At 50.7% G+C, this 11621-nt stretch carries 15 protein-coding genes and 1 tRNA gene; 11 read left to right on the forward strand and 5 right to left on the reverse strand.

Annotated elements, in window-relative coordinates:
• Positions 1 to 291: hypothetical protein (locus BUA24_RS12635; RefSeq protein ID WP_178138813.1), on the forward strand; the 291-nt coding region annotated here is incomplete at its 5' end.
• Here BUA24_RS12635 and BUA24_RS10890 read toward each other — a convergent pair.
• From BUA24_RS10890 to galT, 3 genes are read right to left on the reverse strand one after another with little or no spacing between them, the layout of a single operon-like run.
• A complete protein-coding gene (locus tag BUA24_RS10890) occupies positions 288 to 1199 on the reverse strand; it encodes a proline iminopeptidase-family hydrolase (RefSeq protein WP_072792444.1) in 912 nt (303 codons plus the stop codon). The genes BUA24_RS12635 and BUA24_RS10890 overlap by 4 nt on opposite strands.
• 42 nt (positions 1200 to 1241) lie before the next feature.
• Entirely contained in the window at positions 1242 to 1682 is a 441-nt protein-coding gene (locus BUA24_RS10895; protein WP_072792446.1) for an SRPBCC family protein, read from the reverse strand.
• A 23-nt stretch (positions 1683 to 1705) separates the two neighbouring features.
• Positions 1706 to 2710: a galactose-1-phosphate uridylyltransferase gene (galT, locus tag BUA24_RS10900; RefSeq protein ID WP_072792447.1), complete on the reverse strand. Its 1005-nt coding sequence runs from the start codon at positions 2708 to 2710 to the stop codon at positions 1706 to 1708.
• Between the two features lie 213 nt (positions 2711 to 2923).
• Between galT and BUA24_RS10905 the strand changes: the two genes are divergently transcribed.
• Positions 2924 to 4063 carry a cysteine desulfurase family protein gene (locus BUA24_RS10905; protein WP_143146534.1) on the forward strand — a complete coding sequence of 380 codons (1140 nt, stop codon included), beginning with the start codon at positions 2924 to 2926 and terminating at the stop codon, positions 4061 to 4063.
• Complete coding sequence (locus BUA24_RS10910) at positions 4053 to 4511, forward strand: hypothetical protein (protein WP_072792451.1); 459 nt, start codon at positions 4053 to 4055, stop codon at positions 4509 to 4511. Before BUA24_RS10905 ends, BUA24_RS10910 begins: the two co-directional genes overlap by 11 nt.
• A 35-nt stretch (positions 4512 to 4546) precedes the next feature.
• Here BUA24_RS10910 and BUA24_RS13470 read toward each other — a convergent pair whose 3' ends face one another.
• The gene (locus tag BUA24_RS13470) at positions 4547 to 4630 is read right to left on the reverse strand and encodes a 50S ribosomal protein bL37 (RefSeq protein WP_419187304.1); all 84 of its coding nucleotides are present in this window, start codon (positions 4628 to 4630) and stop codon (positions 4547 to 4549) included.
• 358 nt (positions 4631 to 4988) lie between these two features.
• Here BUA24_RS13470 and BUA24_RS10915 point away from each other — a divergent pair, with 358 nt between their 5' ends.
• The 6 genes from BUA24_RS10915 to BUA24_RS10940 all read left to right on the forward strand — a co-directional run bounded on the left by BUA24_RS10915 (position 4989) and on the right by BUA24_RS10940 (position 10442).
• Positions 4989 to 5315: a hypothetical protein gene (locus tag BUA24_RS10915; protein ID WP_072792453.1), complete on the forward strand. Its 327-nt coding sequence runs from the start codon at positions 4989 to 4991 to the stop codon at positions 5313 to 5315.
• A gap of 6 nt (positions 5316 to 5321) precedes the next feature.
• Complete coding sequence (gene rsmI / locus BUA24_RS10920) at positions 5322 to 6188, forward strand: 16S rRNA (cytidine(1402)-2'-O)-methyltransferase (protein ID WP_072792455.1); 867 nt, start codon at positions 5322 to 5324, stop codon at positions 6186 to 6188.
• A gap of 117 nt (positions 6189 to 6305) precedes the next feature.
• The gene (gene metG, locus BUA24_RS10925; RefSeq protein WP_072792457.1) at positions 6306 to 7826 is read left to right on the forward strand and encodes a methionine--tRNA ligase; all 1521 of its coding nucleotides are present in this window, start codon (positions 6306 to 6308) and stop codon (positions 7824 to 7826) included.
• Positions 7827 to 7866: 40 nt separating this feature from the next.
• Positions 7867 to 8646 carry a TatD family hydrolase gene (locus BUA24_RS10930; protein ID WP_072792460.1) on the forward strand — a complete coding sequence of 260 codons (780 nt, stop codon included), beginning with the start codon at positions 7867 to 7869 and terminating at the stop codon, positions 8644 to 8646.
• Between the two features lie 108 nt (positions 8647 to 8754).
• Positions 8755 to 9600 (forward strand): 16S rRNA (adenine(1518)-N(6)/adenine(1519)-N(6))-dimethyltransferase RsmA, encoded by an 846-nt coding sequence (gene rsmA, locus BUA24_RS10935; protein ID WP_072792462.1) that lies wholly within the window; start codon positions 8755 to 8757, stop codon positions 9598 to 9600.
• A complete protein-coding gene (locus BUA24_RS10940; protein WP_072792464.1) occupies positions 9597 to 10442 on the forward strand; it encodes a 4-(cytidine 5'-diphospho)-2-C-methyl-D-erythritol kinase in 846 nt (281 codons plus the stop codon). Before rsmA ends, BUA24_RS10940 begins: the two co-directional genes overlap by 4 nt.
• A gap of 35 nt (positions 10443 to 10477) precedes the next feature.
• Here the strand turns inward: BUA24_RS10940 and BUA24_RS10945 are convergent, their stop codons facing one another.
• Positions 10478 to 10576, reverse strand: a complete 99-nt coding sequence (locus BUA24_RS10945; RefSeq protein WP_072792468.1) for a 30S ribosomal protein bS22 — start codon at positions 10574 to 10576, stop codon at positions 10478 to 10480.
• 162 nt (positions 10577 to 10738) lie between these two features.
• Here BUA24_RS10945 and BUA24_RS10950 point away from each other — a divergent pair.
• Positions 10739 to 10814: transfer RNA gene (locus BUA24_RS10950), tRNA-Gln, on the forward strand.
• 469 nt (positions 10815 to 11283) lie between these two features.
• Positions 11284 to 11499, forward strand: a complete 216-nt coding sequence (locus BUA24_RS10955; RefSeq protein ID WP_072792466.1) for a hypothetical protein — start codon at positions 11284 to 11286, stop codon at positions 11497 to 11499.
• Positions 11500 to 11621 lie beyond the last annotated feature (122 nt).

Consider the following 11621-nt stretch of genomic DNA (forward strand, 5'->3'; position numbering starts at 1 on the left):
CTAAACGCTCCAGTAGTCGGCATGGCATCTACTCCAGATGGAAAGGGCTATTGGTTGGTAGCTGCAGACGGTGGAGTCTTTAGCTTTGGAGACGCGACGTTCGATGGCTCCTTGGGGGGTACGGCCCTAGGTGAACTGGTGGTAGGTATCTCAAGCACGCATCTTGGAGGGTATCTTATGGTTACAGGTCAGGGGAGCGCTTATGACTTTGGTGAAGCTGTTTACCTGGGGTCTGCTGACCTATATAACCTGAATGAGCCTATCGTTGGTGCTGCAGTAGTCTCGAGCTAGTCGTGCTCCGATATGAAGCTTTCAACTACCTCCATGTAGAGGTCACGTTCTTCCCAAAACGGCATATGCGAGGAGTTCTCAAAGATGTGGAGAGTTGAGTTAGTGATACCTCTGAGGAGGGGAGTTTGAATCTCGGGGGCAGCCTCATCGTAACGGCCACAAATTAGCAGGGTTGGGTTTTCGATCAGGTGCAGCCGATCTATAGAACTCCAGTCTTTTGCTGTGCCGATTACGTGAAACTCAGACGGTCCATTCATCGTGTGATACACCGTTGGATCCTCGTCAAGGAGGTCAAAGGAACGTTGGACCTCTGGGGGGTAAGCGTCAAGCCGACAGACGTGCCTTCGATAAAATACATCGCAAGCTGCTAGGTACTCAGGGTCTGAGTAAGTCTTTGCTTTTTCGTGTTTTGTTAGTGCCTCCTGTACATCCTTGGGAAGCTCCGAGATCCACCGCTGGGCAGCCTCTTGAAAGGCGGGGAATGAAGCTGTGGTGTTCGACAATACGAGGGCGCGTAGTTCGCGAGGCTTTTGCACTGCGAACTCCTGGGCGAGCATCCCTCCCCAGGACTGTCCGAGTAGGTGATAACCATTAGACAGTAACCCCACCTTCTTTACCAGGTTGTCTAGCTCTGCGGCAAATAGAGCAGGAGTCCAAAAAGATGAATCTTTATCCGGTAAGTGGGTAGAGTTGCCACACCCTAGCTGGTCGTAGAAGACCACGGGACGCCCAAAGTCGGTTATGTCTGAGATGGAGAGAAGGTAGTTATGAGGGACCCCGGGACCTCCATGTGCAACGAGCAGGGGTAACTTTCCTTGCGTTTGATGGGCTGGAAGGTGTATCTCGTACCATGTACTGAACCCTTGAAAGTCGACAACTCCTGAGACTGTGGCTTTATTCGTTCCCATCTTCTATAGAGTATCAGATAAAGAACTCGCCTAGGTTTCTATCTAGCTCGATGTCTTTAAAAGGGCTTCTAGCTGTTTGAGGTTATTGCCCCATATCTTCTCTAATATGGGTTTTGCGACCTGAGCACCTATGGGGCCGAGAAATAGGGGTGGAAACGTTATGTGCTCGCTCCAAGTTATCTCACAAAACTCCGGTGATAGGTGTTTGAGGGACAACGTTCCTTCCCCTTTGAAGAGCCCCTTGTGCGCAACTGTTATCTGATTTGGCTCTTCCCATCCTGTAACCTTCATCCGGTCTGTAACTCTTATGGGACCAACCTTGGTAATGCAGTTGAACTCGGTAGCTTTTCCCGTTCTGCTGTCGCTTATGAAATCTATTCGCTCTGCATCCCCCATCCATAGGACATGTCTTTCGATCTTGGATATCTCACTCCAGACAACTGACTTGGGGTATGGGAGAGTTCTCTTGATCGTTATCTGCATAGTGCGTGTTCGACACTTTCTCGTTAGTTCTTTGTCCCGTCGATCGCCTCGGTTCCAAGCAGCACTTTGGTGGCGAGCTCAGGTGAGACGATATTGATTGATACTCCGGTGCCTAGCTCAAAGCCGGCTTTAGTGGTTAGTTTTGGGAACAGGTGGATGTGCCAGTGAAAGTTTCCAATGGCACGATAAGGAGATGAGTGAAACACGAGGTTATAAGCTACGTCTCCCACTTGGTTGCGCAGCTTGTTAAGAGCCTTTTTGATTGCAATCCCAGTGGACTTTAGTTCATATGGCGAAGAGATATGAAGATGAGGGCCGTGACTTTTAGGTACGATCAGCATTTCAAATGCACTTTGTGCCCAAAAAGGGGAGATTACTGTAGCCTCTTCTTCCTCGACGACCACCCTCTCGTCGATCGTCTTTTCCAACTCTACTGTAGCACACAACAGACAACCACCTACGAACCTGGAGAACCCGGCCTGTTCGTCGGCGAGTTCTCTTGGGACAAAGGATATACCTAAAAGCTGTGCATGGGGGTGTTCCAACGAGGCGCCGGCTGCTCGACCTTGATTGAGAATTATCTGCGAGTATCGGATGACGTTGGAATGAAGGTGTGCGTCCATCCTGTCTCTCATTGCAGCCATTACTACCCCAATCTGGTCCTCATCAAGATCTGCCCATGTGGCTTTATGATCCTGAGAGAGGATGAGGACTTCATGTATGCCTGAAGCCGGCGCCTGCGTAAACACTGGTCCCTTTGAGACGGTAACCATGGGTTCATCTCCGCTAAAGGCGGGGTACAGATTTGGAACAACCCTGACCGTCCAACTTCCAGAGGGACCGTAGGTCTCAAGCGCCGGTGGAGTATCTTCCTCGGCTCCTGGGCAGAATGGACAGTTACGGTCCGATGGTATGTGTTCGCTCGCCGGTGCAGGGAAAAACGCAGATGGACGATAAGACCGACCCTCTGCAACGGCGATCCACCGCCCAGTCAATGGATCTAACCTGAGCTGATTTTTGGACTTCATAATCTTCCTTCTGACTGCTTCATCTACTGCAACAGTTGACGACCGAGCGATCTGACCTAGTTACTTATCTTAGCGAGGATAAGCACTACAGCTCTGTTGTAATTAGCGGATTTGGCCTTCCCTGAAACGCTTGCATAGTACAAAGGTGAGCCTCCCCTGAGTAAATGTATCGCAGAAGTGATTGGGCAAATCCAGTTCACTAACATCTATAGGGTGAGTATCTATCTTGACTACGCAGCGACAACGAAGATGTCGGATAGAGCGCTTGAGGAGTACCTCAGGGTTCAAAGGCGCTATTTCGGGAATCCGAACGGTCAGCACCATATATCTCAAAATGCCAAAGCTGTGCTGGAGGAAAAGCGAGAGATCTTTGCAAAGGCCGTAGGTGCAAGGGTGGATGGTACCATTTTTACCTCCTCAGCGACCGAGGCGAGCAACTTGGCGATAAAGGGCCTAAGGACGACTCGGCGTGTTGCGGTGATTTCAGCGCAAGAGCACAGCTGTGTGCTTTCCCCTGCCTCCTCGTCTTTTGAGGTTGAAAAGGTTCCTGGAGCGGTAGATGGAACTATCGATCTGGAGGCCCTCGAAAAGATAGTAAGAGATCAAGCGACGTCAGTTGGACTCTTTGCCCTGATGGCTGTAAACAATGAGACCGGTGTGATGCAGCCTTTACAAGAGGCGACAGAGATCGTACGCAGATATGCGCCACAAGCAAAGATTTTGATCGATGCAGTCCAGGCGGTGTCCTATCTTGATCTGTCGTGGCTCTTTAGTTTCGGTGACATGATGGTTATATCACCGCACAAGTTTCACGGCCCAAAGGGAGTGGGGGTGCTCTATCTGAAGGACCCCAAATCAGTCTCGGCGATAATAGAGGGTGGCGCACAAGAGTTTGAGAAACGTAGCGGGACACAGGACGTCGCCTCGATAGCTGCGAGTGCTGCTGCACTGATTGAGGCGAGAGAAAGAGTTGATGAGAGCTGGGCGAAGACAACTATAGCTAGAGATGCCTTTCTCAAAGGACTAGTGGACTCGGGAGCAGAGTTTAGGGTAAACGGTGATCGTACTAGGGCGATTCCTTCGATCGTAAATATCTACTTTCCTGGAGTTAGAAACGAGGAGATGATCTTTCTGGCAGACTACGAAGGAATAGCGATAGCTGCAGGAGCTGCGTGTGCATCGGGAGCTCTAAAGCCTTCCCATGTGCTTTTGAGCATGGGGATGAGCAAGGAGGAGGTCAGGTCGTCGGTGCGCGTGAGCTTCGACTCTGAATCTTTGGTTTCAGAGGTGAAAGAAGCCGCTGTTACTCTGGGGAAGATAGCGGTGAAGTTGGGGAACCCTAGTGCTCTCTAACCGTTCGCCGATATACGATACTCTCTTAATTGCCCATGTTTTAGTTGGGATGCTCGGATACGGAGGAGTGATCTTCAGTGGAGTTTTCGCTCGGAAGCTGTTGAGGGAAGGCCCCTCAGAGTCAACGAGTAGATACTTTGACGGATCTAGAAATACAGCCGTTATGTTCGTAGGGCTTGTGCCAGTCTTTGGGATGTTGGTCCTTTTCGTAGGACAAGGCAACTTACACGACGTTACTAAGGTCTGGTTTGACGCTGCAGTTCTCATATGGGTTGTCTCGGGTGCGGCAGCATTCATGAAGATTCTTCCGACAGAGAGAAGGCTTCACTCGGCTCTTTCCATCGGCGATGCATCAGTAGGGTCGCTAGCAAAAACGATAGAGAGAGCCTCTGCACTTTGCTCCGTGTTATACGTCATTGCGTTCTACCTAATGCTGTTCAAGCCCTGATACGGGTGACCTAAGGTCTTGAACAGGCGTTGTTTCTAGCCTCTTCCGCAGTTCGGCTTCTTGCCGTGGTTGGCCTTCTTCTTGGTTCTAAGCTTTCTTTTGTTGGTTCTCTTTGACATAGCCCACTCACTATAGTCGGCATAGCCTAAGTGTTCTGCCTAAGTCTCCCAATCATCTACTTTGCTACTCATAGTTGTTTAGTGAGTGCCCCGGTGGTCCTTCTAGCTCGTGCTGAGTGTAGATCGTTACAACGGCGATGGGCTAGGCGGGGTCCTTGGCTAAGGGACTAAGAAGTTAACGCTCTTGGACGAATATCTATGGGTTACTCGGCGTATTTGTTGGAAGTCACGGTGCGTTGTTGGTGTCGATACCGTTATCGTACCGCCTTGTTAGCTGCTTTGTTCTGTGTGTAGGTAAAGAAATGAGAAGTTGGCGAAGGGCTAAAAAGAGGGTGGGTGCTGTGTAGTTTGTAGGTGTATGTCATGGCTGTTGAACAGCGGTTTGGTACTGGCCTCGGCGAAGCGAGTTAATGTGGTAAGGGGCTGTTTGCGAATCTTTCTTGGAACGCAAGACGTTGTCGTCACGCCAGCATTGAGATCTCCAATTCTTACTAATCTAAGAGGTTCTACGATCCTCCTAGTTCTTGATAAGGATATGCGGGTTATCTCTCTCGGCTCCTTGCACCCCGGACGCTTTATGCTGATTCCAACAAAGGCGCACTGGCTTGTTTTGGCGCCCTCTGCGGTGGCGGGTCTTTGGGGGGTAAAGGTCGGAGATGAGCTTCAGTTAGTGGAAGGGCTGTGACGGGTTTTGCTAGAAAGAGTTGGCGGCGGCTTATACGTAGTGGCGACGCCTATTGGAAACCTCTCGGACATATCTGCGCGGGCTCTTTTGGTCCTAGGAGAGGCAGATAGGGTTCTGGCTGAAGACACCCGTGTCACAGCTAATCTGCTACGCCTGCTCGGTATTGAGAAGAAGAGACTCTACTCTCTTCGGGGCGCCAACGCGGTAGGTGAGCAACACCTTCTTTCTTGGTTGAAAGAGGGCGAAGTCGTGGCGCTTCTAAGCGATGCTGGTACGCCAAACGTCTCCGATCCGGGAAGAAACATGGTGGGGGCAGCTGTGTCTATAGGGTACGCTCCCCATGTGGTCCCGGGACCTTCCGCTGTTACTGCGATCGTTTCTGTGTGTAACTTTCGCTCCGATCGGTTCTACTTCCATGGATTTTTGCCGGCAAAGAGATCCGAGAGGATGAGGGTTTTATCAGACCTCTCAAAGAGGTCGGAGGCGACGATCTTCTTTGAGGCGCCACATCGAGTGCAAGAGACTTTCTTAGATCTTCTTGATACCTATCGATCTGACAGGAAAGCTGTTGTGGGAAGAGAGATGACCAAGATGTATGAGCAGCTTTTTTATGGAACGCTTGAGTCGGTGATGAGCGAGGTGGTAGCCTCGCCTCTGAGAGGTGAGTACTCAATTGCCCTAGAAGGAGCGGAGGGAGACAACGCAGATGATGATGACCGTAACATAAAGCTACTAACTGAGATGCTCAAGAAGGGTATCGGGGTTCGCTCTGCTTTGGAGGTGCTGGTTGAGGTATTTGGAGTATCTAAGTCAAGGTACTACGACATAGGTATTGAGATCCAAAGGGATCTCAAGTCGCAGATGGGCAAATAAGGGGACCGAGGTGCTTTGGCGTTGCTAGGTTTTATCTATGGTTAGTGTCGTGAACGTACTCGTAGACGGGTAGTACCATCAAGTAGCAGAGGTTTAAAGGTTTCGGGCAAAGGTTTTATGGGCGCACTATCTCCACAGTCTTTTTATATAACGACCCCCATCTACTATGTAAACGCGGTTCCACACGTTGGAACGGCGTACACCATGGTCGTAGCAGACGCTTTGGCACGATGGAATCGACTAGCAGGGCGAGAAACCTTCTTCCTCACCGGCACCGACGAACATGGCCTCAAGATCGCTCAGTCTGCAGCCGAGCACAACATGACCCCTAAAGAGTGGGTTGATGCCATGTCGGAGAGGTTCAAAGACGCTTGGACCGAACTTGGCATGTCCTACGACCGATTCATAAGAACTACCGAGGTCGCTCACTATGAGACGGTTCAAAGGTTCTTGAAAAAGATCTACGAAAACGGCTTTATATACAAGTCTCTATACAGCGGGTTGTATTGTGTGGCTTGTGAAGCCTACTATAGCGAGTCAGAGCTGTTAGAAGGGGATAAGTGCCCTACCCATCTCAGAGCGGTTGAAAAGATGAGTGAGGAGAACTACTTCTTCCGCCTCTCGGCCTTTGAGGAGCCTCTTAGGAGGTGGTACGAGGACAACCCAAGTGCCGTGGTTCCCTCAAGCCGACGTAACGAGGCTCTGGGATTTATAAACCAAGGGTTAGAGGATATCTCCATCACCAGAACCTCTATCGACTGGGGTGTTCCTGCTCCTTGGGACCCTGATCACGTCTTTTACGTCTGGTACGACGCTCTAATCAACTACCTTACCGGTATCGACTATGGCATGGATGAAGAGCGTTTTGAGCGTCTCTGGGGGAACGTCCACCACGTACTTGGTAAGGACATATTGAGGTTTCACTGCGTATGGTGGCCGGCTATGTGTATGGCTGCGGGGATCGATCCACCTAAACAGTTCATAGTACATGGCTGGCTGTTAGCGGGGGGCGCAAAGATATCTAAGAGTAACACCAAGGTGAGCGTCGATCCAATTGCGATTGCTCGCGACTTCGGGGTCGACACCATGCGCTACTACATGCTCAAAGAGACCCACATCGGCTCCGACGGCGACTTCTCACTCGAGGGCATGGTCGCAACCTATAACTCAGATATCGCTAATAACTTCGGGAACCTGCTCCAGCGAAGTCTTGCTCTTGTGATCTCAAAGCTAGATGGAGTAACCCCCGGTGCGCCAGTAGATGCTCCGGAGGTATTTTGCTTTGATGAGCGGGTCGAAAAGGCGGTAGAGGCGTGGGAGAGCTTTGAGCCTTATGCGGCGCTGGAGTCGGTCATGGATCTGCTAAGGAGCGCAAACGTCTACCTCGAACAGGAGGAACCATGGAAGTCTTCTTCTACCGAGAAGATAGAGGTTGTGCTCGGCTCCGTCTTGGAACTCATCAGAACCGCAGCGTTGCTACTTTTGCCAGCTACGCCTGAGTCCTCTATGAAGGTTCTTTCAAGGCTAGGTGCAGACATGTCGTCAGATCTTAGATCCGATCTGAAGTTTGGAAGATACGAAGGCGGAAAGGCGATCAAAAAAGAGGCGCCTTTGTTTCCGAGACTTGAACTGGGTTGATTCTGCAGCCCTTGTCTCTCTACGACGATAAGGAGTGTTTGTGAGTTGGTTCGATAGCCACTGTCATCCCGAGCTTGACGTTATTGAAGAGGAGCTTGCATATGCCAAAGAGCGTGATGTTGCTGGACTGATAGCGGTTGGTACGACGCCAGAGAAGTCAAGGGGCGTAATGTCTTACCTAAAGCAGATGCGAAGGATCGCTCCAGAGTTTGTCTGCTACGGATCTGTTGGTGTTCATCCTCACGATGCAGCTGCAAGCGGCATGGCTGGAGTTAGGGCGCTGGAGCAGCTGATCAATGAGGACGACGATGATCTTGTGGTGGGAGTTGGAGAGTGCGGCCTTGACTACTACTATGAGCACTCGCCTAGGTCTAACCAGATCGAGATCTTCAAGGCCCAGATCGATCTTGCCCTGAGGTACGACAAGACGCTCGTGATCCATACACGTGATGCGTGGAACGATACCTTTGAGGTCCTAAGCTCCGTTGAACTTCCTCGTAGGGTTATCTTTCATTGTTTCGTGGGAACAGAAAAAGAGGCTAAAGTTGCAAACGATCTTGGTATCTACATGTCGTTCTCTGGCATTGTGACCTTTAAAAACTCCGACGAACTACGAGCAGCGGCGAAGGTTGCCCGTCGTGACCTCGTGCTCGTTGAGACAGACGCCCCTTATCTCACGCCGGTACCTCTTCGAGGAAAGCCAAACCTCTTCGGTAACGTCTCTTTGACGGGGACCTTTTTGGCTGAGCTTTTAGACCTAGACGTGGCAGCTTTTAAAGATCTCACGTGGCGCAACACAAGGAAAGCCTTTGCGATTTAGAAGCGTCGCATTTTCAGTCTCGCAGAACCAGGGTTTTAGCTTAGGACTACCTCGGCGAAGGGGATTAGTCTGCGTCTTTAGAGAGGGAACGAGCGAGAGGCGTAGTCGGTGGTAGAAGGTGTTGGAGCGTCTGAGATCCGCTCGATGATGACGGAGGGGGTTCTCTCGCCCTCTAGGGCCCTAGGACAAAACTTTCTCACAGACCCGAACATATCGGAGAAGATCGCCCACCTTGCAGCAGAAACTGGGTGTAGAAATTCACTTGAGATTGGTCCCGGACTAGGGTCGCTTACGGTGTTTCTCGCAGGTTACTTTGATCGTGTCGTGGCTATCGATCTGGATCGATACGTTATTGATCCCTTGCACGCTGTCCTTCGGAGACGTGATATTACCAACGTAGAGGTGGTCCACGCTGATGCTCTCAACGACGACATAGGCGAGTATCTCGAGCCAGATAAGGACTATGTGCTGGCTGCGAACCTCCCCTATAACGTCGCCTCACACCTGATTGTGAAGGTTCTAGAGAGATATCCAATGGTCGGGCGCCTAGTGTTCATGGTTCAACACGAGGTTGGGCAAAGGATCTGCGCTACCGTATCATCCAAGGACTATTCGGCTCTATCGGTTAAGGTTAGGTACTTTGGAGATCCTAGAGTCGTAATGAAGGTTCCTCCTTCCGTCTTTGTTCCAAAGCCCAAGGTTAACTCAGTTGTAGTGTTGATCGATCGATGTCGTGAGCGTAACGTCTCTACGTCTGAGTACAATCAAATCTTTGCCTTGGTCAGGACTGGTTTTTCGCACCGCAGACAGATGCTTCGAAGATCCTTGCAAAGCTTCGGAGGAGAAAAGCTCTTAGAAGCTGCAGGACTTGACCCGACGTTACGGGCCGAGAATCTAGATGTGGAGGACTGGATTCACCTAGGTAAAGTCGCGCTGCTTGAGAGTATCGTATGAAAGACGAATTAGGATCCTGCTCTGCACTGGCTCCGGCAAAGCTGACAAGGAGACTTGCTGTGGTGGGTGTGCGTCCAGACGGACTGCATCTAATAGATGCAGAGATGGTCACAGTGTCGCTATTTGACGAAGTGAGGCTGGTCGATAACCCTGCTGTCTTTGACGTCGTCGATCCAGATGGTTATCTAACCCAGCTTGAGGAGAGGTTTGGTCCAATCCCAAGAGACAACTCTAACCTCGTACGTAAGGCTCTTACGGCTTTAGGTGTCAGAGCCGGAGTTGTTCTTACAAAGCGGATACCCTTTGGGGCCGGACTTGGAGGAGGTTCCTCTGATGCAGCAGCTGTATTTAGACTTCTCGGTCAAGAAGACAAAGTCGATCTAGCTGCGTCCATCGGCGCTGATCTACCGTTTTGTATTCGCGGTGGACGTGCCCACGTTCATGGCTTTGGCGATCTGGTCGAATCCTTGCCCTTTGTAGAGGAGGAGTTCCTCCTCTTCCTCTCCCCGGTGCTTTGTCCAACAGGGACGATATATCGCCTCTACGACGAGGTTGGTTCAGACGGCTCTGCCAACGACCTTAGAAAGGCGGCACTTGCTGCCTCTAAGGAACTTTCAGGCCGTTTCGAAGAGATCTGTACCCTCATTGGGTCCGAGGTCAACCTGGCTGGAAGTGGATCTACGTTGTTTCTCGATCAGAGTGACTCGGACGTCTTTGATCGCGCCTGTGAGCTAACGCAGGTATCTCCGAACTCTTCTACCACCATAAGTCTCGGGGAGTATGAGTTCGTTGTGTGGAGGGTGCATAGTGTGAGGGGAGAAGGGTCACATAGACGGCAGTAGGTGAAGCCCGGGGCACTATCGTGCCCCGGAAGCTACTACTTGCCTGCGCGACGCTGCCAGCGAGTTTTCTTAAGCATCTTCTTGTGCTTTTTCTTCCTCATTCGCTTGCGCCGTTTTTTAATAAGTGAACCCATGACTTGCATAACCTAGCAGGAGTTCCTAGTACTTAGTGCGGCTTTGGTGTAACTTATAGCTAAAGTCCGCAATTTGTCGAAAGCGGTTGCGTGGCTTTAGCTCTTATGTTTACCTAGTCGTGTCGAACAGACAAGTTTGTGGGTTAGTATTGAAGAGTTATTTGGCGGATAGTTCAACTGGCAGAACGCCTGACTTTGGATCAGGAGGTTGGAGGTTCGAGCCCTCCTCCGCCAGCCACGAGGCTGATAGGCTTAGGTGTTCAAGATCGGTCCATCTAAGTATCTTGGAACCAAGGTGCTCGAGGATATCGATTCAAGATATGAGTCGATGCGATCTCAACTGCTTCTCTTTAGTGCCAATGTCTCATTTATCTCAGATGGCGCGACGTAGAAGCCTAACCTCTGTTCTTATGTCGTTTGGATGGCACACCTACTCGCTAGGCAAGGGACTAGAGGTGGTCTAGGTTTTTCGACCGGAAGAGCGAGATCGCAAGGGGGTTTACTTTGTCCCTATCTACAGCAACGGCGTATCAGCTTGTGGCACAACCTCAAGTACTTCGCAGCGGTCCCTAACGCGGACGGCGGCACAAAAAGCAAGAGATCCTTATCTGCCTACATACAGCTCATACTCGATCGCAACGCCGTTTTATCCCAAAGTCGTAACGGTTCTAGATCCATTAAGTATCATCACATATAAGTCCAACCCGTTGGCTTCTGAGGTCAAAGACACCAAGAACCCATACATTGGATCGGTATATTCAGGAACTGGCAACTCACCAGAGACTCGGCGCGAGATATGTACGGCGGTTATGTTTGCAACAAACCTCAATTGGTACAATGCCAGTCAGTTCCTCAACAGCCAAAAAGCACTAAGTGAGATCGCACAGCTCTTCTCACCCTTTGACGCATACCCAAACCAGTGAGGAGCTCCCCAGAAACTAACCCACCCGATATATGAGTTTTGCCTCCGAAGTAGATGTGGAGGAAAACACCATGAAATCCAAGCGACACACCGAAGAGCTGGTGATCAAAGAGCTTGCCGAGG

The organism is Ferrithrix thermotolerans DSM 19514 (genome assembly GCF_900128965.1).
In the GTDB taxonomy this organism is placed as follows: domain Bacteria; phylum Actinomycetota; class Acidimicrobiia; order Acidimicrobiales; family Acidimicrobiaceae; genus Ferrithrix; species Ferrithrix thermotolerans.